This window comes from Massilia orientalis (assembly GCF_030411975.2).
Classification (GTDB): domain Bacteria; phylum Pseudomonadota; class Gammaproteobacteria; order Burkholderiales; family Burkholderiaceae_D; genus Telluria; species Telluria orientalis.
The window spans coordinates 155068-178264 of the sequence record NZ_JASNRB020000003.1 but is presented as its reverse complement, the minus strand read 5'-3'; the positions used below and the strand labels follow the sequence as shown (position 1 = coordinate 178264).

The 23197-nt window shown below is 65.8% G+C and carries 22 protein-coding genes; 14 read left to right on the top strand and 8 right to left on the bottom strand.

Annotated elements, in window-relative coordinates:
• The first annotated feature begins 201 nt into the window (after positions 1 to 201).
• The 3 genes from QPK29_RS05110 (at position 202) to QPK29_RS05100 (ending at position 3643) form a co-directional block, all read left to right on the top strand.
• Complete coding sequence (locus QPK29_RS05110; RefSeq protein WP_371770328.1) at positions 202 to 1143, top strand: manganese catalase family protein; 942 nt, start codon at positions 202 to 204, stop codon at positions 1141 to 1143.
• 147 nt (positions 1144 to 1290) lie between these two features.
• Positions 1291 to 2166, top strand: a complete 876-nt coding sequence (locus QPK29_RS05105) for a ZIP family metal transporter (protein ID WP_156403685.1) — start codon at positions 1291 to 1293, stop codon at positions 2164 to 2166.
• Between the two features lie 109 nt (positions 2167 to 2275).
• A complete protein-coding gene (locus QPK29_RS05100) occupies positions 2276 to 3643 on the top strand; it encodes a family 43 glycosylhydrolase (RefSeq protein WP_371770329.1) in 1368 nt (455 codons plus the stop codon).
• Between the two features lie 453 nt (positions 3644 to 4096).
• On the opposite strand, the gene QPK29_RS05095 is transcribed toward QPK29_RS05100, so the two are convergent.
• The gene (locus QPK29_RS05095) at positions 4097 to 5443 is read right to left on the bottom strand and encodes an MFS transporter (RefSeq protein ID WP_082577074.1); all 1347 of its coding nucleotides are present in this window, start codon (positions 5441 to 5443) and stop codon (positions 4097 to 4099) included.
• Between the two features lie 149 nt (positions 5444 to 5592).
• Here QPK29_RS05095 and cyoA point away from each other — a divergent pair, with 149 nt between their 5' ends.
• From cyoA to QPK29_RS05060, 7 genes are all read left to right on the top strand, one after another.
• On the top strand, positions 5593 to 6615 hold the full coding sequence (cyoA, locus tag QPK29_RS05090; protein ID WP_056132886.1) for a ubiquinol oxidase subunit II: 1023 nt from the start codon (positions 5593 to 5595) through the stop codon (positions 6613 to 6615).
• Between the two features lie 2 nt (positions 6616 to 6617).
• Positions 6618 to 8621 (top strand): cytochrome o ubiquinol oxidase subunit I, encoded by a 2004-nt coding sequence (cyoB, locus tag QPK29_RS05085; RefSeq protein ID WP_371770330.1) that lies wholly within the window; start codon positions 6618 to 6620, stop codon positions 8619 to 8621.
• Positions 8614 to 9249 carry a cytochrome o ubiquinol oxidase subunit III gene (gene cyoC / locus QPK29_RS05080; protein WP_056132877.1) on the top strand — a complete coding sequence of 212 codons (636 nt, stop codon included), beginning with the start codon at positions 8614 to 8616 and terminating at the stop codon, positions 9247 to 9249. The genes cyoB and cyoC overlap by 8 nt, the downstream gene beginning before the upstream one ends.
• Complete coding sequence (gene cyoD, locus QPK29_RS05075) at positions 9246 to 9656, top strand: cytochrome o ubiquinol oxidase subunit IV (RefSeq protein ID WP_056132873.1); 411 nt, start codon at positions 9246 to 9248, stop codon at positions 9654 to 9656. Before cyoC ends, cyoD begins: the two co-directional genes overlap by 4 nt.
• A 62-nt stretch (positions 9657 to 9718) precedes the next feature.
• Positions 9719 to 10459, top strand: coding sequence for an SURF1 family protein (locus QPK29_RS05070; protein WP_400189740.1), 741 nt, complete (start codon positions 9719 to 9721; stop codon positions 10457 to 10459).
• Positions 10443 to 11786 (top strand): ATP-binding protein, encoded by a 1344-nt coding sequence (locus tag QPK29_RS05065; protein WP_371770332.1) that lies wholly within the window; start codon positions 10443 to 10445, stop codon positions 11784 to 11786. Before QPK29_RS05070 ends, QPK29_RS05065 begins: the two co-directional genes overlap by 17 nt.
• The gene (locus QPK29_RS05060) at positions 11776 to 12330 is read left to right on the top strand and encodes a response regulator transcription factor (protein ID WP_371770333.1); all 555 of its coding nucleotides are present in this window, start codon (positions 11776 to 11778) and stop codon (positions 12328 to 12330) included. The genes QPK29_RS05065 and QPK29_RS05060 overlap by 11 nt, the downstream gene beginning before the upstream one ends.
• Here the strand turns inward: QPK29_RS05060 and QPK29_RS05055 are convergent.
• From QPK29_RS05055 to QPK29_RS05035, 5 genes are all read right to left on the bottom strand, one after another.
• Positions 12323 to 13963 carry an alpha-L-fucosidase gene (locus QPK29_RS05055; protein WP_371770334.1) on the bottom strand — a complete coding sequence of 547 codons (1641 nt, stop codon included), beginning with the start codon at positions 13961 to 13963 and terminating at the stop codon, positions 12323 to 12325. The two genes, QPK29_RS05060 and QPK29_RS05055, sit on opposite strands and share 8 nt — an antisense overlap.
• 220 nt (positions 13964 to 14183) lie before the next feature.
• Positions 14184 to 14354 carry a hypothetical protein gene (locus QPK29_RS05050; RefSeq protein WP_156403674.1) on the bottom strand — a complete coding sequence of 57 codons (171 nt, stop codon included), beginning with the start codon at positions 14352 to 14354 and terminating at the stop codon, positions 14184 to 14186.
• A gap of 100 nt (positions 14355 to 14454) precedes the next feature.
• The gene (locus QPK29_RS05045; protein WP_056132859.1) at positions 14455 to 14706 is read right to left on the bottom strand and encodes a hypothetical protein; all 252 of its coding nucleotides are present in this window, start codon (positions 14704 to 14706) and stop codon (positions 14455 to 14457) included.
• Positions 14703 to 14942, bottom strand: a complete 240-nt coding sequence (locus QPK29_RS05040; protein ID WP_156403675.1) for a hypothetical protein — start codon at positions 14940 to 14942, stop codon at positions 14703 to 14705. The genes QPK29_RS05045 and QPK29_RS05040 overlap by 4 nt, the downstream gene beginning before the upstream one ends.
• Positions 14943 to 15099: 157 nt before the next feature.
• A complete protein-coding gene (locus tag QPK29_RS05035) occupies positions 15100 to 15327 on the bottom strand; it encodes a hypothetical protein (RefSeq protein ID WP_400189732.1) in 228 nt (75 codons plus the stop codon).
• Between the two features lie 260 nt (positions 15328 to 15587).
• Here QPK29_RS05035 and QPK29_RS05030 point away from each other — a divergent pair, with 260 nt between their 5' ends.
• Positions 15588 to 16247 carry a LuxR C-terminal-related transcriptional regulator gene (locus QPK29_RS05030; protein ID WP_371770336.1) on the top strand — a complete coding sequence of 220 codons (660 nt, stop codon included), beginning with the start codon at positions 15588 to 15590 and terminating at the stop codon, positions 16245 to 16247.
• Between the two features lie 12 nt (positions 16248 to 16259).
• On the opposite strand, the gene QPK29_RS05025 is transcribed toward QPK29_RS05030, so the two are convergent.
• Positions 16260 to 16631, bottom strand: coding sequence for a ZIP family metal transporter (locus tag QPK29_RS05025; RefSeq protein ID WP_371770337.1), 372 nt, complete (start codon positions 16629 to 16631; stop codon positions 16260 to 16262).
• Positions 16632 to 16829: 198 nt separating this feature from the next.
• Between QPK29_RS05025 and QPK29_RS05020 the strand changes: the two genes are divergently transcribed.
• Positions 16830 to 18221 (top strand): metallophosphoesterase family protein, encoded by a 1392-nt coding sequence (locus QPK29_RS05020; RefSeq protein ID WP_371770338.1) that lies wholly within the window; start codon positions 16830 to 16832, stop codon positions 18219 to 18221.
• Between the two features lie 144 nt (positions 18222 to 18365).
• On the opposite strand, the gene QPK29_RS05015 is transcribed toward QPK29_RS05020, so the two are convergent.
• The gene (locus QPK29_RS05015; RefSeq protein ID WP_056132840.1) at positions 18366 to 18866 is read right to left on the bottom strand and encodes a MarR family winged helix-turn-helix transcriptional regulator; all 501 of its coding nucleotides are present in this window, start codon (positions 18864 to 18866) and stop codon (positions 18366 to 18368) included.
• Between the two features lie 77 nt (positions 18867 to 18943).
• Between QPK29_RS05015 and QPK29_RS05010 the strand changes: the two genes are divergently transcribed.
• Entirely contained in the window at positions 18944 to 20281 is a 1338-nt protein-coding gene (locus QPK29_RS05010; RefSeq protein WP_371770339.1) for a chloride channel protein, read from the top strand.
• 52 nt (positions 20282 to 20333) lie between these two features.
• Positions 20334 to 23168, top strand: coding sequence for a bifunctional diguanylate cyclase/phosphodiesterase (locus QPK29_RS05005; protein ID WP_371770340.1), 2835 nt, complete (start codon positions 20334 to 20336; stop codon positions 23166 to 23168).
• Positions 23169 to 23197 lie beyond the last annotated feature (29 nt).

Genomic DNA, 23197 nt, shown 5'->3' with positions numbered 1-23197 from the left:
TTCCACGTGTTCAGAATCTTGCGGAGCTCGGCAGGATGTCGCCTCCAATCCTACACAGACACGGCTTCGTTTCTGATTACTCGGCGCCGCAACGCTGCCAAGATGGCATCGACCGGTCGCGCTACGGCGCTTCCGTTTGTCCGCGCGGCGACGCAGGACGCGTCCCGCGCGGCCATCCAATCACACAACGGAGGAATCGGAATGTTTGCACATAACAAACGCCTGCAGTACACCGTGCGGGTCAGTGAACCGAATCCGGGGCTGGCCAACCTGATGCTCGAACAGTTCGGCGGCCCGCAGGGCGAACTGGCCGCGGCCATGCGTTATTTCACGCAGGCCGTCAGCGAAGACGATCCGGGCCGCAAGGACATGCTGTTCGACATCGCAACGGAAGAGCTGAGCCACCTCGAGGTGATCGGCCACATCGTCGCCATGCTCAACAAGGGCGCCAAGGGCGACCTGGCCGAGGCCGTCGACAGCGAAGCGGATCTGTACAAGAAGATCCAGGGTGCGGGCAACGACAGCCACGTGACCCAGGTTCTGTACGGCGCCGGCACGCCGCTGGTCAATTCGGCCGGCGTGCCGTGGACGGCCGCGTACATCGACACGATCGGCGAACCGACCGCCGACCTCCGCTCCAACATCGCCGCCGAGGCGCGCGCCAAGATCGTCTACGAGCGCCTCATCGCGCTGACGGACGACCCGGGCGTGAAGGAAGCGCTGGGTTTCCTGATGACGCGCGAGATCGCGCACCAGAAGTCGTTCGAGAAGGCGCTGTACTCGATCCAGCCGAACTTCCCGTCCGGGAAGATGCCGGGCGACCCGCGCTTCGCCAACACGTACTACAACATGTCGCAGGGGCCGGGCGAGATGCGTGGCTCCTGGAACCAGGGCGAGAACTGGGACTTCGTCACGGACCGCGAGAAGCAGATGGCCGTCGACGGCGGCACGGGCGAGGCCGAAGTCCGGCTGCCGGCCAAGGACGTCGACGTGCTCAAGCAGATGGCCGAGCGCACCACGTCCGATCCGAATGTCGATCCGACCACCGGGGCCGAACTCGGGATGGGCAACCAGACGCTGGCCGACGGCATGACCGTGCAGCCGGGTGCGCAGCCGAGCCCGGGGGCGCCGAAGCTTCACTAGGCCGTCGTCCCCGCGAAAGCGGGGACCCATGCTGAGCCGGCTAAGACGCTCAGCATGGGTTCCCGCCTGCGCGGGAACGACGTGGCTATACACGTTCCTGGGCCCTGCATGGATTCCCCTCTGATCAAACAACCCGCACTCTCCTGGATGCTGCGCCCCCGCCGCCTCGCCGGCTGCGCCGTCTGCCTCCTCGGCTGCGCCGTCCTGATCTTCACGGGCTTCGGCTACCTCGCCAACGTCCTGCAGGATGTGCCCCATGTGCGCGGCGCGCTGGTCGGCGGCGCAACGGCCGCCGCCGCGACGGCGCTCGGCACCTTGCCCATCCTGCTGTCACAGAATTTTTCGAACCGCACCTACGACTGCTTCCTCGGCTTCGGCGGCGGCGTCATGCTCGGCGCGACCGCGTTCTCGCTCGTGATCCCCGCGCTGGCCGCCGCCAGGACGGGCGGTGCGGGCAACTGGGGCGCGAGCCTGTCCGTCGGCGCCGGTATCATGGCGGGGGCGGCGCTGCTGCTCGTGCTCGACCGCTGCATGTCGACCGACGGGATCCTCGCCCACGACGATCCGCGCACCGCCCACTCCCTCAAACGCGCCTGGATGTTCGTGTGGGCCGTCGCGCTGCACAACCTGCCGGAAGGCCTGGCGATCGGCGTCGCGTATGCGGGCGTCGACGTCGACAAGGCGAACTCGCTGGCGACCGGCATCTCGATCCAGGACGTGCCGGAAGGCCTCGTCGTCGCGCTGGCCCTGCGCACCGTCGGCTATGGACGGGGTTTGTCGGCGGCGCTCGGCGTCGCGTCCGGCCTGATCGAGCCGGTGGCCGCGGTCGCCGGCGCCATCCTGATCGGCGTTTCCGCCGGCCTGCTGCCGTTCGCGCTGGCCGCCGCGGCGGGCGCGATGCTGTTCGTGATCGTCAACGACGTCGTGCCGGAAGCGCAGCAGAACGGCAACGGCACCTGGGCCAGCGTGGCCCTCGTGTTCGGCTTCATCCTCATGACGGTGCTGGACACGGCACTCGGCTGATACCGAAATCGCAATCGCACCCCTGTTTTATTTCATTGGTGGCGCCGAACCGCATTGCCTAAGCTGGTGGCGGGTTTGACCCATATGTATAAATAAAACAGGAGACTCCATGTTCAAGAAACTGCTGGCAGCATGCTGCCTCGCGCTCGGCTGCGCCTCGGCCGGGGCCATCGACCTGCTCGGCGTGAACAATGCCCACGATCCGGGCACCATCACCAGGGACGGCGACACGTATTTCAATTTCACGACCGGCACCGGCATCTGGTATTCCACGTCGAAGGACCTCAAGACATGGGCGGCGGGGCCGGCGCCCGTGTTCGCGACGCCGCCCGCCTGGGTCACGCAAAAGATCCCGAATTTCTCCGGCTCGTACTGGGCGCCGGACGTGATCCAGATGAACGGCTATTACTACCTGTACTACTCGGTGTCGTCGTTCGGCACGTCCTCGTCCGCGATCGGCGTGGCGCGCAGTCTCTCGCTGAAAAACCCGAGCTGGCAGGACCTCGGCATCGTCGTGCAGTCGTACGGCAGCAGCGCCGAGGTCAATGCCATCGACCCCGCGCTGTTCCGCGACCATGACGGCAAGGTCTACCTGAGCTACGGCTCGTTCTTCGGCGGGATCGGCCTGGCCGAGATCGACCAGGCCACGGGCAAGCTGGCCGGCAGCGTGACGACGATCTGGGGCGGGGGTGGCCGCGACATCGAGGCGCCGTACATCACGCGCGACGGCGGATATTACTACCTGTTCGTGAACCGCGGCAGCTGCTGCAAGGGCGTCGACTCCACGTATTACGTCGAAGTGCAGCGCGCGACGAACATCCGCGGCCCGTATTCCGGCACGCGCACGATCCTGCCGGTCACCGACGGCAAGTACCGCGGCCCCGGCCACATCGCCGACCTGCGCCAGGACGGCTGCCACTTCGTCTCCACGCATTACTACGACCTGACCGACAACGGCAACGCGAAACTGGACATCCAGCGCATGACATACAGCGCCGGCTGGCCTGTCCTGACCCGCAACTTCACGGACTTCGCCGGCTGCGGTGGCATCAGCGACGGCGTCTACGCGTTCAAGTCGCGCCTGTCGGGCAAGGTGTTCGGCGTGGCGGGCGGTTCGACCGCGGACGGCGCACTGGTGCAGCAGTCGACCGATGCGAACGCGCGCTACCAGCAGTGGTACGTGATCGGCCATGGCGACGGATACTACAGTGTCATCAACGCCAACAGCCTGAAGAGCCTGGACGACTACAACAACTCCACGACCGCCGGCACGAACATCGCGCAGTGGGGCTACTGGGCGGGGCAGGGCCAGCAGTGGCGCTTCGCCAGCCCGGCAGCGGGTTACTACACGGTCGCGAACCAGCTCTCCGGCATGGTGCTGGACGTGCAGAACAAGAGCACGGCCGACGGCGCGCAGATCATCCAGTATCCGTCCAACGGGGGCACCAACCAGCAGTGGTCGCTGATCCGGAAGTGAGGCGGCAGGGCGCACGCGTGCGAGGTGCGCCCACATCGCCTTGGTACATTGTCGCCAATCCGCACGGCATCACTTCATGGCCACGGCACAACCCCTTTGCTCCTGTCCGAGGCGCCCCGCCTGGCCGCGCTCGATCGTTACGGCATTCTGATGACCCTGGTGGCACTGCGCCGCACCCGCGCGGAACCGGACGAGACCCACCACGGAAATTCGGGGTCAGAGCACATTTTTTTGCAAAATCTCGCGAGCACATTTTCAGCGCGGCCAACCTGGTATCGCCGCTCCTTGCGAGGGAAGCGACGCGTGCATGGGGCGGCCTGCTAACGCGGGACCATTGTTCCGAAAAGTGCGCTGACCCCGAATTTTCCCTGAAATGGGGTCTGCCCCCGAAGTTTGGCAACAAAAAAGCCCCGGGGGTACCGGGGCTCGGGCGCTGCTCTATATATATGTCGCTCAGTTGCGGATCTCGAGCGCGCGGTTCAGGCTCAACGCGGCCAGCGAGCCGACGGCGCCGGACAGCAGGTACAGGCTGACGTAGCCGAGGCCGAAGTTGGCGGCCAGGCCCAGTGCCACGAGCGGGGCGAACGCGGCGCCGACGAGCCACGCGAGATCCGACGTCAGGGCGGCGCCCGTGTAGCGGTATTGCGGCAGGAAGTTCGACGTCACGGCGCCGGAGGCCTGCCCGTACGACAGGCCCAGCAGCAGGAAGCCCACCAGGATGAATGTGTTCTGGCCGGTCACGCCGCCATCCATCAGGGTCGGGATGAAGCCGGAGAACAGGGCGATCAGCGCGGCCAGCGTGCCCAGCGTGTTGCGGCGGCCGAACTTGTCGGCGATGATGCCCGACGCCAGCACGCCGACGATGCCGAGACCGGCGCCCATCATCTGGACCTGCAGGAATTCGGCCATCGAACGGGTGTCGTACAGCTGGATCCACGACAGCGGGAACACGGTGACGAGGTGGAACAGCGCATAGCTGGCCAGGGCGGCGAGGGCGCCGATGACGATGTTCGTGCCCTGGTTGCCGATCACTTCGCGGGCCGGGGCCGGATCCAGCTCATGCTCGTCGAGCAGGTGGGTATAGTCCGGCGTCGAGACGAGGCGCAGGCGGGCGAACAGCGCGACGACGTTGATCGCGAAGGCGACGTAGAACGGATAACGCCAGCCCCAGACGAGGAAATCGTCCTGCGACAACTCGGCCATCAGGTAGGAGAACAGGCCGGCCGCGATGATGAAACCCGTTGGTGCGCCAAGTTGTCCCAACATGGCGTACCATCCACGCTTGTTCTGCGGCGCATTGAGCGCGAGCAGCGACGGCAAGCCGTCCCACGACCCGCCCTGGGCAACGCCCTGGCCGATGCGCAGGATGGCCAGGGCGACGATGGACCACTCGCCCCAGCGGGAATAGGTGGGCAGCATCGAGATGGCGACCGTAGCTGAGCCCATCAGGAAGAGGGCGATGGTCAGCTTGATCTCGCGGCTGTAATGACGCTGGATGACCATGAAGAACAGCGACGCGAGCGGTCTAGCCACATAGGCCAGCGCGAAGATGGCAAACGAGTAAAGCGTACCTTCGAGCCGGTCCGCGAACGGGAAGAACACGGCGGGGAACACGAGCACCGAAGCGATCGCATAAACGAAGAAGTCGAAGTATTCGGAAGCGCGGCCGATGACGACGCCGACCGCGATCTCTCCAGGCGCGATTTTCGTGTCGCGGCTGTTGATGTTCCGGGCCCCGGAGTGGGGTGCTGTGATGGGAGCGGCTCCTGCGCCGCCGTACGTGTTCGGGGTGCTCTGCATGTCTTCGTCTCCTTTTTCAGCCGACGGCTTCTGGACCCTCTGAAATGCTGCAATACGGTAAAGGGTAGGACAAAACGTCCAATCGCCAAACGCACGCCGTTGGCGTTACATTAGCATGTTATTTTTCCCATGTAACGTAAAACACAAGCATGATTCCAAAGACCCTCCGTCGCGGAATGTTCCTCTCTCCCCTGTTAGCGCTGCTTTCCGGCTGTAACACGGTGGTGATGAACCCTTCCGGCGACATCGCCAAGCAAGAGGCGCAACTGATCATCGTTTCGGTGATCCTGATGCTGCTGATCATCGTTCCCGTCATGTTCCTGATCATCTGGTTCGCGTACAAGTACCGCGCCAGCAACAAGGAAGCAGCCTATGAACCGGACTGGGACCACTCGACCAAGCTGGAACTCGTCATCTGGGGCGCGCCCCTCTTGATCATCATCGTGCTGGGTCTCGTGACCTGGATCTCGACGCACAAGCTGGATCCGTATCGTCCGCTGGACCGCATCGCCGATGGGCGTCCGATCCCGGCGTCCGCGAAGCCGCTGGTCATCCAGGCCGTGGCGATGGACTGGAAATGGCTGTTCATCTATCCGGAGCAGGGCATCGCGACGGTCAATGAACTGGTCGTGCCGGTCGACGTGCCCGTGCGCTTCAAGATCAGCGCGACCTCCGTCATGAATGCGTTCTACGTGCCGGAACTGGCGGGCATGATCTACGCGATGCCGGGCATGGAAACGACCTTGAACGCGGTCCAGAACAAGGCGATCCAGTCGATCGGCTTCTCGTCGAACTACAGCGGCGCCGGCTATTCCGACATGCGCTTCTCGTACCGTGGCGTGCCCCAGGGCGACTTCGACGGCTGGGTCCAGTCGGTCAAGTCCGCCGGCGCCAACCTCGACCGCGCAGGGTACCTGACGCTCGAAAAGCCGAGCATCAAGGAGCCGGTGCGCCACTACGCGGCGGTCGACAACGACCTGTTCTATCGCGTCCTGAACCGCTGCGTCGCCGACGGCGCCGTATGCATGGACAAGATGATGAACGACGACGCGAAGAAGGCCCGTGAAATGGCCATGCTGCGCCACGCGCCCCAACAAGCGGCAGCGACCCGCCTGGCCCAGGCCAATGGCGAGGTCTGCACCACGCCCAATGATCCTGTGAAGAAGAAGTAATCATGCACGAGCAATTTGACTTAGCGAAGTTGATCTTCGGTCGGCTCAGCTGGGAAGCGATTCCCTACCACGAGCCGATCCTGATCGGTACCTTTATCATGGTGGCGCTGGGCGGTATCGTCCTCCTGGCCGCGCTCACCAAGTTCAAGCTGTGGGGCTATCTCTGGAACGAGTGGTTCACCAGCATCGACCACAAGAAGATCGGCATCATGTACATGATCCTCGGTCTCGTGATGTTCCTGCGCGGCTTCGCGGACGCGCTGATGATGCGCGCCCAGCAGGCGTTCTCGTTCGGCGATTCGCACGGCTTCCTGCCGCCGCACCACTACGACCAGGTCTTCACCGCCCACGGCGTGATCATGATCTTCTTCGTGGCGATGCCTTTCGTGACGGGCCTGATGAACTACGTCGTGCCGCTGCAGATCGGCGCCCGTGACGTGGCCTTCCCGTTCCTGAACAACTTCTCGTTCTGGATGACGACCGCGGGCGCGATCCTCGTGATGGCGTCGCTGTTCGTCGGTGAATTCGCCCGTACCGGCTGGCTGGCGTACCCGCCGCTGTCCGGCATCCTGGCGAGTCCGGACGTGGGCGTCGACTACTACATCTGGTCATTGCAGGTGGCGGGTGTCGGCACATTGCTGTCAGGCGTGAACCTGGTCGTCACCATCATCAAGATGCGCGCCCCGGGCATGGACCTGATGAAGATGCCGGTGTTCACCTGGACCGCCCTGTGCACCAACATCCTGATCGTGATGGCCTTCCCGATCCTGACCGCGACCCTGGCCATGCTCGGCCTGGACCGCCTGTTCGACACGCACTTCTTCACGAACGAACTGGGCGGCAACGCCATGATGTACGTGAACCTGATCTGGATCTGGGGCCACCCCGAGGTCTACATCCTGGTGCTGCCGGCCTTCGGCATCTACTCGGAAGTCGTCGCGACGTTCTGCAACAAGCGCCTGTTCGGCTACACCTCGATGGTGTACGCGACGGTCGTGATCATGGTCCTCTCGTACCTCGTGTGGCTGCACCACTTCTTCACGATGGGTTCGGGCGCGAGCGTGAACTCGTTCTTCGGCATCACCACGATGATCATCTCGATCCCGACGGGCGCGAAGATCTTCAACTGGCTGTTCACCATGTACAAGGGCCGCATCCGCTATGAACTGCCGATGATGTGGACCGTGTCGTTCATGATCACCTTCATCATCGGCGGCATGACCGGCGTGATGCTGGCGGTGCCGTCGGCCGACTTCGTGCTGCACAACTCGCTGTTCCTGATCGCCCACTTCCACAACGTCATCATCGGCGGCGTGCTGTTCGGCCTGTTCGCGGGCGTGAACTACTGGTGGCCGAAGATGTTCGGCTTCAAGCTGGACCGTAAATGGGGCGTGTACTCGTTCTGGCTGTGGTCGATCGGCTTCTGGGTCGCGTTCACGCCGCCGTACATCCTGGGCTTCATGGGCGTGACCCGCCGCATGAGCCACTTCGACGATCCCTCGATCCACTGGCTGTTCAATATCTCGCTGCTGGGCACCCTGATGATCGCCGCCGGTATCGGCTGCCTGCTGATGCAGATCGTCGTGTCGATCCTGAACCGCAAGGAACTGGCCGACGTGACGGGCGACCCGTGGGGCGGCCGTACGCTGGAATGGTCGACGTCGTCGCCGCCGCCGGACTACAACTTCGCATTCACCCCGGTCGTGCACGACAACGATTCGTGGGCCGACATGAAGAAGAACGGCTACCTGCGTCCGCTGAAGGACTTCGTGGCGATCCACATGCCGAAGAACACCTGGGCCGGTCCGGTCATCCCGGGCATCACGTTCGTGATGGCGTTCGGCATCATCTGGCACATGTGGCTGCTGGTCGGCGTGACGTTCTTCGCCATGCTCGCCGCAGCCATCTACCACACCTTCGATTACAAACGCGACTTCTACATCCCGGCGGACGAAGTGACCCGTACGGAAGAAGAACGCACCCGTTTGCTGGAAGCCCATGTCTGAGATTAACGTAACCCACGCCGGCGCCGCGAGCGCCGACCCGAGCTCGCGCTATTACGTGCGCGAGCACCATCCGGAGAACGGCACGCTGCTGGGCTTCTGGATCTACCTGATGAGCGACTGCCTCATCTTCGCCTGCCTGTTCGCGACCTATGCCGTCCTGGGCCGCAATTACGCGGGCGGCCCGTCGGGCGCCGAGATCTTCGAGCTGCCGACCGTCGCACTGAACACGGCGTTCCTGCTGTTCTCGTCGATCACGTATGGCTTCGCCATGCTGACCGCGCAGAAGAAGAACGTCAAAGGCACGCTCCTCTGGCTCGCCGTCACCGGCGTGCTGGGCGCCTGCTTCCTGTACCTCGAACTGGACGAGTTCGCGCACCTGATCCACGAAGGCTTCGGCCCGTGGCGCTCGGGCTTCCTGACCGCGTTCTTCTCGCTGGTCGGCACGCACGGCCTGCACGTGACCTTCGGTATCGTCTGGCTCGTCACGCTGATGTTCCAGGTCGGTAAGCACGGCATCAACGGTGCCAACTACCGCCGCCTCGCCTGCCTGTCGATGTTCTGGCACTTCCTGGACGTCATCTGGATCGGCGTGTTCACCTATGTTTATCTGATGGGAGTACTGCCATGAGCGATCTGCATCATCACGATCATGGCCACGGTCATGGTCACCACGACGACGACCACCTGCACGCCCACGGCAGCTTCAAGGATTACACGATCGGTTTCATCCTGTCCGTGATCCTGACGGCGATCCCGTTCTGGCTGGTGATGACCCACCAGCTGGCGCCGGGCACCACGAAGTTCGTGATCCTCGGCTTCGCCGCGGTCCAGGTCGTCGTGCACATGGTCTACTTCCTGCACATGAACTCGAAGTCGGAAGGCGGCTGGAACATGATGGCGCTGATCCTCACGGCCATCCTGCTGTTCATCGTCCTGACCGGTTCTGTCTGGGTCATGTACCACATGAACGCCAACATGATGCCCAACATGGGCAATGACGGCAGTTCGGTACACGGCATGCACGACATGCAGTAATGGCGAGGGACGATCGCGCAGCGCCGGCGGGCCGGCGCCGGGGGTTCTCCCTGTTGCTGGCAGTGTTGGCGCTGCTGCTGATCGTCCTCTTCGCGGGTCTGGGCACCTGGCAGGTCTATCGCCTGCAATGGAAACTGGACCTCATCGCGCGCGTGGAAGCACGCGTGCACGCCGCCCCGGCGCCGGTGCCATCGCGCACACGCTGGGCCGGCATCACCCCCGAATCCGACGAGTACCGCCGCGTGACACTGCACGGTACTTATCTCTACGATCTCACCACCCCCGTCCAGGCGCTGACCGAAGCCGGCAGCGGCTACTGGCTGCTCACGCCCATGTGCACGGCGGACGGGACCATCGTCCTCGTCAACCGCGGCTTCATTCCCGCCGAACTGGGCGCACGCACGCGCTACACGCCGCAACGCGCCGCGGGAAATCCGTGCGCGAACGCGGGACCGGCGGCCGACGTCACGGGTCTCCTGAGGACGAGCGAACGGAATGGCGCGTTCACGCGCACGAACGATCCGGCGCAGAACCGCTGGTACACCCGCGACCTGGCCGCGATCGCGGCGGCGCGCGGGCTCGCTGGATTTCACCCCGCGCCGTTCTTCGTCGACGCCGCCGCCAGGCAGAACCCACCGGACAGCCCCGACCAGCCCGTCGGCGGCCTCACCGTCGTCAAATTTCCAAACAGTCACCTCGTGTACGCGTTCACTTGGTATGCTCTCGCCTTGATGGTGGCCGCCGCCTGGTGGTGGGTCGCCCGCCGCGGCAACGACAGCGAGAATGATGAACGACACGACTGACCTGCTGAAACGCATGTTCGAACGGGGCGCGGACAACGCCGCCGCCGTCGAATACGTCGCCGGCCACAAGAACATGCTGCAGCTGATCGAGCTGCGCTGGATCGCCGTCATCGGCCAGATCACGACGATCGCCGGCGCGATCCTCGTCTTCGACGTGCGTCTGCCGCTCGTGCAGATGCTCGAGGTGCTCGCGTGCCTCATCGCCTTCAACATCGCCAGCCACCTGCGCTGGCACGAACACCGCCCCGTCACGAACAACGAGCTGTTCCTCGCACTGCTCGTCGACGTGGCCAGCCTCACGATGCAGCTGTACCTGGCCGGCGGCACGACGAATCCGTTCGCGTTCCTGTACCTGCTGCAGGTGATCCTGTCGGCCGTGCTGCTGGAAGCGTGGTCGACATGGACCATCGTCGCCATCACGCTCGCATGCCTTGCCGGCCTGTCCGTGTTCGCGAAACCGCTCGCGCTGCCGTTCGATCACGCGCGCGGCATCTCCAGCCTGTACGTGCAGGGCATGCTGATCTGCTTCACCCTGAACGCGGCGCTGCTCGTCGTGTTCATCTCGCGCATCACGAACACGCTGAAAGCGAAGGCGGCGCAGCTGGCGGACCTGAGACAGCGCGCGGCCGAGGAAGACCACATCGTGCGCATGGGCCTCCTCGCGTCCGGCGCCGCGCACGAACTGGGCACGCCGCTCGCCACGTTGTCCGTGATCCTCGGCGACTGGAAGCGCATGCGCGAATTCAAGGCGAACCCCGACCTGCTGGAAGAGATCACGGAGATGGAGACGCAGCTGAAGCGCTGCAAATCCATCGTCAGCGGCATCCTGCTGTCGGCCGGCGAGACGCGCGGGGAATCGGCCGCGCGCACGACCATCCGCGGCTTCCTCGACAAGCTCGTCGCGGACTGGCAGCACAGCCGCCCCGTGCGCGACTTCGACTACCGCAACCGGATCGAACACGACCTGCCGGTCGCCTTCGACTCCGCCCTGAAACAAACGATCGACAACGTGCTGGACAACGCGCTCGAAGCCTCGCCCGACTGGATCGGCGTGGAAGCGGGCGTCGCCGACGGCACGCTCGTACTGACCGTGCTCGATCGCGGCCCCGGCTTCGCGCCGGCGATGCTGGCGCAGTTCGGCAAGCCTTACCAGTCCAGCAAGGGCCGTCCCGGCGGCGGCCTGGGCCTGTTCCTCGTCGTGAACGTGGCCCGCACCCTGGGCGGCACCGTGCAGGCCGTGAACCGGCCGGAAGGCGGCGCCGCCGTCACGCTGACATTGCCGCTGTCCGCGATCGCGCTCGACAAGGAACCCGTACATGTCCATTGATGACGACAACGAAGAAGACCGCCTGCTCTTGATCATCGAGGACGACGACGCGTTCGCGCGCACCCTCGGCCGTTCGTTCGAACGGCGCGGCTACCGGGTGCTGCAGGCGCCGGGCCTCGACGAAGCGCAGGAACTGCTGAAGGAACATTCGCCGGACTATGCCGTCGTCGACCTCAAGCTGAAGGGCAACAGTTCCGGCCTCGCGTGCGTGCAGATGCTGCATGCGCACGATCCGGACATGCAGATCGTCGTGCTGACGGGTTTTGCCAGCATCGGCACGGCCGTCGAGGCGATCAAGCTCGGTGCGCGGCAGTATCTCGCGAAACCGTCGAACACGGACGACATCGAAGCCGCCTTCGGCCACGTCGCCGGCAACACGGAGCTGGAACTGACGAACCGCACCACGTCGATCAAGACGCTGGAATGGGAGCGCATCCACGCCGTGCTGGCCGAGACGGACTTCAATATTTCGGAAGCGGCGCGCCGGCTCGGCATGCACCGCCGCACATTGGCGCGCAAGCTGGAAAAGCAGCGCGTCAAGTAAGCACTTTCAAGGCAAACGCATACGGCAGGGCGGGTGCCGCGGCGGGCAGCGTCACCGTCAGCCCGCCCGCCGCCTGGCGGAACGCGAGCGGCGCGCCGGTGCCGACGAGTTCGACCCGCGCGACCGGCTTCTTCAGGTGCCCGGCCGCCGTGCCCATCGCGGCGATCCCGAGCTCGCGCCCGGCGGGCCAGCCCATCACGAACGCATAGACCGCATCGCCCTTCGCCGTGAAGCGGATGTCGGCGGCCGTGAGCGGCGCGTTCTTCCCCTCGTTCATGCCCTGGTCCGTCAGCGGCGCCGTCCGGTGCTGCGCGGGACCTTCGCCGAACACGGCCCACGGCCGCGTGTCGTAAATCGCTTCGCCGTGCACGGCCATCCAGCGGCCGATCTCCTCGACGATCGCCTGTTCCTTTTCGTCGATGGTGCCGTTGCCCCGCACGGGCACGCTGAGCAGGAGATTGCCGTTCTTGCTGACGATGTCGACCAGCATGTGCACGACCGTCTGCGCGCTCTTGTACTCGTTGCGCTCGTAGCCCGGGCGCGAATAATGCCAGCCGCCGATGCAGGTGCACGTCTGCCAGGGCAGCGGTTCGATCGCGTTGCTCTGGCCGCGCTCGATGTCCCACACGAGGGAACGGCGCTGGCGCTCGTCGAGCATCTTGCCGTTGATGACCGCTTCCAGCCGGCCGCGCGTGGCGATGCTGCGGTTGTACATGTGCGCGGCGATGCGCAGGCCCGCGTCGCTGAACGGCCAGAAGGGCAGGGCGGTGTCGTCGAAGTAGACCAGGTCCGGGTCGTACTTGTCGATCAGGTCGATGGTGCGGTCATGGAAGTTGTCGACGTAGCGCCGCGACGGCAGCGTGGCCCCGCCGCCCCAGTCCCACTGCGCGCCCCATTCGGCCGGCTTCGTGGTCTTGCGGCTGAGCGGATGCGCCTGCGCGTACAACGCCTGCGGATCCAGGCCTTCCCACCACTGGCCCTTGCCGGCGGCCGCCGTGAGCACGCCGTCGTACGGGACGCCGGCGTACGGCCCCGCCTTGTCCGCGCCCTGGGCCACTTCGTACCAGGTCCACGCGTGGGCCGCGTGGACGCTGACGCCGAAGCGCAGGCCCTGCGCGCGCGCCGCCTTCGCCCAGCCGGCGATCAGGTCCTTCTTCGGCCCGATGCGTGTCGAATTCCAGTCGGGCTGGAAGCGGCTGTCGTACAGGTCGAAATTGTCGTGGTGGTTCGCGAGCGCGACGAAGTAGCGGGCGCCCGCCTTGCGGTACAGGGCGAGCAGGGCGTCCGGGTCCCATTGCGCCGCCTGCCATTGCCGGATCACGTCCTTGAAGCCGAACTTCGACGGGTGGCCATATTCCTGCAGGTGGTGGCGGTACGCGCCGCTGCCTTCCTTGTACATATTGCGCGCGTACCAGTCGCCGAATTCCGGCTCGCACTGAGGACCCCAGTGGGCCCAGGTGCCGAACTTCGCATTCCGGAACCAGTCCGGCGTGCGGTACGCGGCCAGCGAATCCCAGTCCGGCCTGAAAGGGCCGGGGGCGTTCGCCGCCAGCGCGGACCGCGGCAGGAGGGCGCTTGCGGCAAAGCCCGGCACAGTGGCGGCCAACCCGGCCAGGACCTGGCGTCGTTTCATGATGTCTCCGTGATGGTATGGTTATCGATAACAGACCGCACAAGTGTACGTTATAGGTTCCAAACAATCAACGGCTCAGACGTTCATGCTGACAGGCGCGTCGCCGGCGCGGGCGCGGGCGTCCAGCACGCTGACGTTCGCGCCGCGCGCTAGTTTCACGACGCCGCCGACGAAGCCGGATGCGTCGACGGCCACCTTGCCCAGCAGGGGGATCGTACCTTCACGGGCAGGATGCGCACGAGTTCGACGGGGTGATGCCGGCCTGCTGCACGAGTGCCTGGCCATGTTTGCCCAGTTCGATCGCCTGCAGGCTCCCGATGGCGAAGTTCAGCAGGGCCTGGCCGATCAGCTTTCCCTTGTCGCTGTCCAGTGGCGCCGAGCGTTTTTCCATCTCGCCGGAACCGAATGGACGGCACGATAACCACGCTTGATTTCCGAGTAAACATATTGCCCTGCGAAACGTCAACTTTCGCCCATGCATGGGGCCGGCGTTATGGCGGCTGACTGCCCATGTCCCCCTTACGCTCGGGATCGACCTCGGGCGGCGAGCCGCGTGTCCTGTGCCGCATCACACGCCAGCACACTTCCGGCTGGATCAGCGTGCTGCGAAAAAAGCTCCATCCTTTGTCATTGCCGAAGACCCGCATGAAAAGTAGACCAATCTCGACAATGTCTGCCGTGGCATGATCCTTCCTGCGATTGACGCCAAGAAAATGCCTTAGCTCGTCTTCGGCGCGGCTCATGCTGGAGTGCTTTCGGGCTCTGGATCGGCGCCATGCACTGTCCGCCGAAACCGTCCTGCGATGATTCTGCGGTAGACGGTGGGTACGATGTCGGCCGTGAGGAAGAAAGCGTCCGCGTTGCCCCGGCCGTAGACGTTCATGAAGATAATGCCGACCTGGATGACGTCCGCAGTGACGGCATCGACGCGGCGTTCGATGCCGCCGCGCGCCGGGTGAACCGTGTCGCGATACGTCATGACGTCTGCTGCCCGAATCCGAACCCATGAGCTGGCGAGGGCCGAGCCGGCAACCAACGCGATTTTGCGCAAGCGTCCATACCGCCGCCCGCTCATCGGGTGATGCCCGGCGTGGGTACGCGAAGTGCAAGGCGGCAAGGAATCTTGATGGTAACCATTAGTTAACCCCGGCTCCTGCATCATCACCAAAATCTGGCTCGACGGAAGGCGATCGTACCGTTTCGCCGGCAATAATTCTCACAAGGTCTTGCATAGCAGCATCTGCGAGCATCAGGACGAGTGCAGAATAGTGGCGCCGCCGGCTGGGATCGAGCGTCACCTCGAGACCAATGGCGATGATTTCTGGGTGCATGCTCGCCGATGCAATAAGCTTTTTTCTTGACATGGCGCAATAGATTGCGTTTAAGTTATTGAAAATGAACAAGGTAAAGCTTACGACCTGATGCGATGCAGCATTTGACTTTAGTCAAACCTATCAACGGCTATCGCATATGCATGGGAAACTTCGCCGCACTGCAGCAATTTCGCGACAGTGAATATCGGTGAGAATCAATTTCAAAACGGTAAATTGACCTACGGTGACAATTGGTTAATCATGGATGTGTTTACTTAAACATTTCTACCCATTAACCATACGGAGGCCACATGATACAGATGCTGGTGGCTGATCGAAGCGAGACGATGCGGCTCGGCGTGTGTACGCTGTTTGCCAAGGAGTCGCGGGATACAGTGGTCCGCGAGGCAACAAGTCGTTCCGACCTGATCAGTAAATTGCAAATGGAGCAATATCACATCGTCCTCGTCGATCCGGTACTCGCAGCTGGAAGCGAGGAGACGTTCCTGCGTCAGATCCGCGCTGTCGCGCCGCGTGCCCACGTCCTCGTCTATACCGAGCTCGACGAGCTGCACTTCGGCATGCGCGCCATCCGCTGTGGCGCGAAGGGATATGTGATGAAAAGCCGACCCGCAGTCGAACTCCTGACGGCCGCAAGCCGGGTGAGCGCGGGAAAGATCCACATGAGCGAGCGACTCGCTGAAGAAGTCGCATTGCACATGTGGGAAGGAAAAGAGGCCGCGCCGCACGAGTCGCTCAGCGACCGTGAATATCTCGTGTTTGCCATGCTCGTCTGCGGCCGACGCGTGAGCCGCATCGCTGCGGCGCTCAACCTCAGCGTGAAGACGATCAGTACTCACAAGGCCCGGGCGATGGCCAAGCTGCACTGCGAGAGCCTGAGCGACATGATCCAGTACAGTATCGCGCACAACCTGACCGCCGCGTGCAGGGAACGGAGCGCAGATCGATAGCGTGCCGGCAGGTCAACCTCCCAGCTTGCCGAGCGCAAACGCCGCCAGGAAGCCGGCGACCGTGATGAGGCCCGCGAAGTCATGGGCGACCTCGAAGGCTTCCGGGATCATCGTGTCGACCAGCATGGCGAGAATCGCGCCCTTGCGCGACAGCATCCAGTTGGCCACCGTGTAGACGGCCGCGCCGCCGAGGAAGCGGACCGCCATCGAATTGAAGCCGCCCCGGTCGTAGGCTTCCGCGATCAGTTCGAAGGACAGGGCCGAGATCAGGACGCCGCTGCCGAAGGCCATGATCGCGGTGATCAGCCGGCGCGGCACATCGAACTTGTAGCCGGCCACGAGTCCCCAGAACCCGGCCTGCGCCCACATCGGTATGCGCTGCATCCTCGTCCTCCGTCACGCATCGATACGACGATGATAGCGGGACGAAGGGAAGGGACGGCGTACGCTACCGCGCGGCATGACCTGGCGTAGGCGGCCTTCACGTAGTAGAGCCGGCCATTGATGCCGTTCAGGTACAGATTGCCGGCCGCCCATACCGATTTCGCCTATGGTAGATTGCCGACTTTGCCCGGACCATTCATGATCCATCCGATCCTCCGGCCGCTCGCCGTCGCCGCCGTCCTGGCTGGCTGCGCGAGCCTGCCGTCCGAACCGCGGCCGGATGCCGCCTTCGTCGTGCTGGGCGCAGAGGGCGCCCCGATCGCCCGCGCCGTCACCACCGCTGCCACCTGCCCCGCGATCACGATCGACGGCCGCACGGCGACGATGGCCGTGCGTGCCCCGCATGGCCCGATCCCGCTGCGCGGCAAGGACCACAGCGCGAGTCATCACGCGGATGCCGTGTCGACCCCGGTGCTGTCGTGCGAGACCCCGCTTCCAGCCGGCGTCAAACAGGTGAGCGTGGCGGGCCAGCCGCTGCCGCTGCCCGCGGCGGAGCCGACACGCATCGTCGTGATCGGGGACACGGGCTGCCGCCTGAAGGGCAAGGAATTCCAGGACTGTAACGACCCGCGGGCGTACCCGTTCGCGCGCGTGGCCGCGAGTGCGGCCGCGTGGAAGCCGGACCTCGTCGTGCACGTGGGCGATTTTCATTATCGCGAAGACCCGTGTCCGGCGGACCGTCCCGGCTGCGCGGGCAGTCCGTACGGCTATGGCTGGGACGCGTGGAACGCGGATTTCTTCGCGCCCGCGCGCACGTTGCTGGCCGCGGCGCCGTGGGTGATCGCGCGCGGCAACCATGAGTCGTGCGCGCGCGGCGGGCAGGGATGGTGGCGCTTCCTCGACACCCACGCCTACGACCCGGCCGCGAACTGCGACGACCCGGCGACGGACGAACGGGCAGACTACGCGGACCCGTATGCGGTGCCTTTGGGCGGCGGCGCGCAACTGATCGTGTTCGACAGCGCGAACACGAACTGGCGCGGATTCAAGCCGGGCGACCCGGCCATCGCCCGCTACACGGACACGTGGCGCAAGATCGCGGGGCTGGCCCGCCGCCAGCGCTACAACATCGCCGTCGACCACCATCCGCTGTACGCCTACGGCGCGTCGCGCGATGCGCGCACGGGTGCCGTCACGCTGTTCGGCGGCGACGCCGGGCTCACGCAGGTGTTCGGCGCGCTCGATCCACGCCTGCTGCCGGCGACCATCGACGTCCTGCTGTCCGGCCACGTGCACCTGTGGGAGCAGACGAGTTTTACCAGCGATCACCCGACCCAGTTCGTGGCGGGTTTCGCCGGCACGGCGGAAGACATCGTCCCGCTGCCGAAGACGCCGCCCGCCGGGCAGCCGCCGGCGCCGGGTGCGGTGCTCGAGGCGATGAGTTCCTGGATCGACGGCTTCGGTTTCATGACAATGGAGAGGACGGGGCCGGAGGCGTGGCGCGTGATCGTCCATGACCGCGACGGCAAGGAACGTAATACCTGCACGGTGGAGGGCCGGCGTTCCCGCTGCGCCGTACCGCAGGTCTGATGTATTGCCACAAATGTGATTGCCTTCAATACACGTTTTATGTGACAATGGACCTGTGAGCGGGGTTGCTGTTGCAGCCTTCGCGATCAGCGATGAGGAAACAATGTATCTCTTGGAGCCCGTGGCTTGCCGCGGGCTTCTTTTTTACATTTGCGACAACATCACGTTCGCACTGGTTTCATCCGCCTCGAGCAGGGCGATCAGCTTGGACAGGTCGTGTTCCAGCCGCGCCAGCGTGTCGGCATCGAGCGCGGACAGGGCGTCCGGCAGCACGCCGGTGAAGGGCAGGGGCGCGCTGCGCAGCACGTCCGCGCCCGCCGGCTGGATGCGCAGCGACACGCTGCGACGGTCCGTGCCTTCGCGGCTCGTGGCCACGAGGCGGCGCTCGACGAGGCTCTTGATCAGGTTGCTGGCGGTGGACTGGTGGATGTCCAGCTCGCGCGCCAGGTCCGTCACCCCGATGCCGGGACGGCGGTCGATGACGGACAGTGCCCACAGCTGGGCGCCGCCGACGCCCGCTTCGCGCTCGACCTGGCGGAAATGGGTTTTGACGGAATTGAAGACGACGCGGAACTGGCGCAGCACGCGGGTGGACGGCGCCGCGGACGGCTCGGAAGCCGCATTGGTTTCGAAAGACGAGGACATGCAAGAATGATAGCGGAAAACCCGAAGGGCCGCCGGAATATGATATCCAGGCAACCATATCGAAAGCGGGTCAAACCATGAACACGGCGCCGGACCTGCGCCGTGAACTGGGCGACTGGCGCCTGTGGACCGTGCGCGGCATCGTCGTCCTGCTGTCCGCCGCGGCGGGCCTCACGGTCGTCGGTTTCACCTGGCTGGCCGAGGCGGCCTACGGCGGGTTCGCCGCGTTGCGCGCGTTCGCATGGTGGAGCCCGCTCGTCTGGACCCCGCTGTGCACCGCCGCCGTCGTCTGGTGCACGCACCGCTTCGCGCCCGGCGCGGGCGGCTCCGGCATCCCGCAGGTGATGGCCACGCTCGACACGAAGGTCGGCGAGGCCGAGCGCGGCCTGTTCGTCTCGCTGCGGCTGTCCGTGGCCAAGATCCTGCTGACGGCCGGCGGCCTGCTGGGCGGCCTGTCGCTCGGACGCGAAGGGCCGTCCGTGCAGATCGCGGCCGGCGTCATGCTGCAGGCGCGCCGCCTGATCCCCGCCGGCAGCGCCGTCGGCGTCCACGGGCTGCTCGTGGCCGGCGGCGCGGCGGGCATCGCCGCTGCGTTCAACACGCCGCTGGGCGGCGTCATGTTCGCCATCGAGGAACTGGCGCGGGCGCCGGAACAGCGCTCCAGCGGCCTGATCATCGCGGGCATCGTGCTGGCGGGCCTCGTCGCCGTTTCGGCGCACGGCAACGGCGCGTATTTCGGCGTCATCCACGCGCCCGCCATCGGCATGGACCTCCTGCTGCCGGGCCTGCTCGTCGCCGTGCTGTCCGGCCTGGCCGGCGGGCTGTTCTCGCGCCTGATGATCGCGTCGCTGTCCGGCGCCAGTCCCGACCGCGTCAGCCGCTGGCGCGCGCGCCGGCCCGTGCTGTTCGCGGCCGCGTGCGGCCTCGGTGTCGCCCTGATCGGCATCGCGACGGGCGGCGCCGCGTTCGGTTCCGGCTACGCCACCACGCGCACCATGGTGGAGGGCAGCGCGGCAATGCCGTTCGCCTATGCGCCCTTCAAATTCCTCGCGACGTGGCTGACGACATGGTCCGGCGCCCCGGCCGGCATCTTCGCGCCGTCGCTCGCGATCGGCGCCGCGTTCGGCAACGACGTCGCGCTGCTGTTGTACGGCATGCAGGTGCCGGCGCTGATCGCGCTGGGCATGGTCGGCTTTCTCGCGGCCGCCACGCAGGCGCCGCTGACGGCGTTCATCATCGTGATGGAAATGGTGGACGGCCACGCCATGGTTTTGAGCCTGATGGCGTGCGCGCTGATCGCATTCGCCGTCGCACGCCTGATCAGTCCGCCTCTTTATCCGACGCTCGCGCGGCTCCAGCTGGGCCGCATCCCGGCCCCGCACGTGGAGCCGGCACAGCCGCCGAAGGCAGACTGAAGCGGCACGGAAATAACCCACGCCCGCATGTCCAAATGCGCTAGGATGGGGCATGCTGACACGGAAAGTGCGCCCCGGCCGCGCCCGCGCGCGGCCCCCGACTCCTGCCGCGGTGCTGACACTGCTGGCGGGACTGGGTCTTACTGCCGTGCTGGTCGTCGGGATGGTCAACGCGGAACGCGAACGGGCCCGCTCCGAATTCCTGCAGCGCGCGGAAATCCGCAACGCCACCGTGACGCGCAGTTTCGGCGATGCGCTCGACGTGCTGCGGGCAGCCAACGCCCTGTTTGCCTCCGTCGGCGTCGCCAGCCGCGACGAGTTCAGCGCCTTCACCCGGCCGCTGCTGGCCAGCCACCCGTACCTGCAGGCCGTCGTGTTCCACCGCATGGTGGCGAACCACGAGCGCGCCGCGTTCGAGGCGGAGAACCAGCGCTTCCGGCCCGGCTTCGAGATCCGCGAACGCCGCGTGAACGGGAACAAGGTCACGCTCGTGCGCGCGGCGCCGCGCCCGCGCTACCTCGTCGTCGACTACATCGAGCCGGTGGCGGGCAACGAGGTCACGCTCGGCTACGACGCCTTTTCGTTCGCCCAGCAGGGCTCCACGTTCATGCGCGCCATCGACACGGGCCAGCCGGCGTCCAGCCTCATGCTGCCGTTGCTGCAGCGCGGCGACCATCTCGGCTTCCTCTTGATGATGCCCGTTTACCGGCGCGGGGCGCCGCTCACGAATGCGGCCGCGCGCAGCGCTGCGGCGCTGGGCGACACGGCCGTGGTAATCGACGTCGCCACGCTGGTCGGCACGACGCTCGCGAACTCGAACATGTTGGTGCGCAATGGCCTCCGAATCGAGTTGACGGGCCGCGGCCTCGACGGCCCGCAACGCGCGTACCTCCATGATGCGCTCGACCGCACCAACCGCCCCGCCTGGCACGCGTGGCTCGGCGAGGCCGTCTTCACGAACCGCCACACGTTCGAGGTGGCCGGCATGCCATGGGAGCTGCGCGTCACCGGGCGCTCCAGCGAGATGGCGGGCAGCGCCGGCGCCCTCATCGCGCTCGTCCTCGGCTGCCTCGTGAGCATCGCCACGTCCGCGTACGTGCAAAGCCGGGTCAAGCGCACGCGCCGCATCGAGGCGCTCGTCGAAACCCGCACGGCCGACCTGCACGACGCCCTCGACGCGTTGCGGCTGTACCGGCGCGCCATCGACGCCAGCGCGAACGCCATCATCCTCGTGAGCGCGACGCGGCCCGGCTACCCCATCGAGTACGTGAACCCGGCGTTCGAACGCATGCGCGGCGTGACGGCGTCCGAGGTGGCCGGGCGGGGCCTGCTCGACATGGGGAACCGCGAACCCGACCAGGCGGGCGTGGCCGAACTGCGCGCCGCCATCCGCGAGCGGCGCGAGGGCCACGTGTCGATGCGCCTGCTGCGGCGCGGCCGCGAGGACATGTATGCCGAGGTGTATATCGCGCCCGTCAACAACGAGGACGGCGTGACGACGCACTTCGTGATGGCGCAGTACGACGTGACGATGGCCAAGCGCTACGAGGCCGAACTGGAGGCGCGCGCCCGCTTCGACACGCTGACGGGCCTCGCCAACCGCGCGCTGCTGCACGACCGCATCGACAACGCGATCAACCTCGCGGCCGGGCGCGCCACGGTGTGGGTGGCGGCGCTGGACCTCGACCACTTCAAGTTCGTCAACGATACGCTGGGCCACGACGCCGGCGACGAATTGCTGAAGGCCGCCGCACAGCGCATCAGCGCGGCCGTCGGGCGCACGGACACCGTGGCCCGCACGGGCGGCGACGAATTCGTGCTCGTGCTGCCGGGCCGCGACAACGAGTCCGACGCGGCGGCCACCGTCAACGCCGTGCTGCACGCGCTCGCCCACCCGCTCGAGCTGCATGGGCAGGACCTCGTCCTCACGGGCAGCGCCGGCCTGGCCGCGTTCCCGGCCGACGGCACCGACGCCGCCACCCTGATCCAGCACGCGGAAGTGGCCATGTACCGGTCCAAGGAACTGGGCCGCAACATGGTGCAGTTCTACATGCCGACGATGAATGCCCGCGCCCGCGAACGTCTCGCGCTGGAAGGCGCGCTGCGCAGCGCGCTCGTGCACGACGAATTCGAGCTGTACTACCAGCCGCAGGTCGACCTGGTGACCGGCGCCGTCGTCGGACTGGAGGCGCTGATCCGCTGGCGCCATCCGAGCATGGGCATGGTGCGGCCCGACCGCTTCATCAACCTGGCCGAGGAGACCGGCCTGATCGTCCCCATCGGCGCCTGGGTGCTGCGCACGGCGTGCCGCCAGAGCCGGGCGTGGCAGCACGCCGGACTGGGCCACCTGCGCATCGCGGTGAACCTGTCCGCGCGCCAGTTCGCCGACCCGAATCTCGTGCGCGAGATCGCCCGCGTGCTGGACGAGACGGGGCTGTCCGCCGCCTGCCTCGAAGTGGAGATCACGGAAAGCCTCGTGATGGGCGACGTGGAAAGCGCGATCCGCACGATGCGCGAACTGAAGCAGATGGGCGTGCAGCTGTCGATCGACGATTTCGGCACCGGCTATTCGAGCCTGTCGTACCTGCGCCGCTTTCCCGTGGACGTGCTCAAGATCGACCGCAGCTTCGTGCGCGACATCCCGTTCAGCGAGGACGACGCGGCGATGGTCGCGGCCATCATCGAGCTCGCGCGCGGCCTGCGCATGCGCGTGATCGCCGAGGGCGTGGAAACGGAAGCGCAACTGGACTACCTGCGCCGGCGCGGCTGCGACGAGGTGCAGGGGCACGTGTATGCACAGGCGGCGTCCGGCGCCGAGGTCGAGCGGCTGCTGCGCACGGGGCGCCACATGATACCGCACGACGCGAACGGTATGAGCGTGCGCTAACCGAAAGTCGGCGGGCCGTCGGCTATACT

Excerpts from the sequence above, each read along its gene's own strand:
- QPK29_RS05040 (WP_156403675.1), bottom strand. The coding sequence starts at position 14,942 with ATGACGTATCGCGACACGGTTCACCCGGCGCGCGGCGGCATCGAACGC.
- QPK29_RS05095 (WP_082577074.1), bottom strand. The coding sequence starts at position 5,443 with ATGCAGAGCACCCCGAACACGTACGGCGGCGCAGGAGCCGCTCCCATC.
- QPK29_RS05055 (WP_371770334.1), bottom strand. The coding sequence starts at position 13,963 with ATGAAACGACGCCAGGTCCTGGCCGGGTTGGCCGCCACTGTGCCGGGC.
- QPK29_RS05065 (WP_371770332.1), top strand. The coding sequence starts at position 10,443 with ATGAACGACACGACTGACCTGCTGAAACGCATGTTCGAACGGGGCGCG.
- QPK29_RS05060 (WP_371770333.1), top strand. The coding sequence starts at position 11,776 with ATGTCCATTGATGACGACAACGAAGAAGACCGCCTGCTCTTGATCATC.
- cyoC (WP_056132877.1), top strand. The coding sequence starts at position 8,614 with ATGTCTGAGATTAACGTAACCCACGCCGGCGCCGCGAGCGCCGACCCG.
- QPK29_RS05005 (WP_371770340.1), top strand. The coding sequence starts at position 20,334 with ATGCTGACACGGAAAGTGCGCCCCGGCCGCGCCCGCGCGCGGCCCCCG.
- QPK29_RS05010 (WP_371770339.1), top strand. The coding sequence starts at position 18,944 with ATGAACACGGCGCCGGACCTGCGCCGTGAACTGGGCGACTGGCGCCTG.
- QPK29_RS05030 (WP_371770336.1), top strand. The coding sequence starts at position 15,588 with ATGATACAGATGCTGGTGGCTGATCGAAGCGAGACGATGCGGCTCGGC.
- cyoA (WP_056132886.1), top strand. The coding sequence starts at position 5,593 with ATGATTCCAAAGACCCTCCGTCGCGGAATGTTCCTCTCTCCCCTGTTA.
- QPK29_RS05105 (WP_156403685.1), top strand. The coding sequence starts at position 1,291 with ATGCTGCGCCCCCGCCGCCTCGCCGGCTGCGCCGTCTGCCTCCTCGGC.
- QPK29_RS05100 (WP_371770329.1), top strand. The coding sequence starts at position 2,276 with ATGTTCAAGAAACTGCTGGCAGCATGCTGCCTCGCGCTCGGCTGCGCC.
- cyoB (WP_371770330.1), top strand. The coding sequence starts at position 6,618 with ATGCACGAGCAATTTGACTTAGCGAAGTTGATCTTCGGTCGGCTCAGC.
- QPK29_RS05050 (WP_156403674.1), bottom strand. The coding sequence starts at position 14,354 with ATGGAAAAACGCTCGGCGCCACTGGACAGCGACAAGGGAAAGCTGATC.
- QPK29_RS05110 (WP_371770328.1), top strand. The coding sequence starts at position 202 with ATGTTTGCACATAACAAACGCCTGCAGTACACCGTGCGGGTCAGTGAA.
- QPK29_RS05025 (WP_371770337.1), bottom strand. The coding sequence starts at position 16,631 with ATGCAGCGCATACCGATGTGGGCGCAGGCCGGGTTCTGGGGACTCGTG.
- QPK29_RS05045 (WP_056132859.1), bottom strand. The coding sequence starts at position 14,706 with ATGAGCCGCGCCGAAGACGAGCTAAGGCATTTTCTTGGCGTCAATCGC.
- QPK29_RS05015 (WP_056132840.1), bottom strand. The coding sequence starts at position 18,866 with ATGTCCTCGTCTTTCGAAACCAATGCGGCTTCCGAGCCGTCCGCGGCG.
- QPK29_RS05035 (WP_400189732.1), bottom strand. The coding sequence starts at position 15,327 with ATGTCAAGAAAAAAGCTTATTGCATCGGCGAGCATGCACCCAGAAATC.
- QPK29_RS05020 (WP_371770338.1), top strand. The coding sequence starts at position 16,830 with ATGATCCATCCGATCCTCCGGCCGCTCGCCGTCGCCGCCGTCCTGGCT.
- cyoD (WP_056132873.1), top strand. The coding sequence starts at position 9,246 with ATGAGCGATCTGCATCATCACGATCATGGCCACGGTCATGGTCACCAC.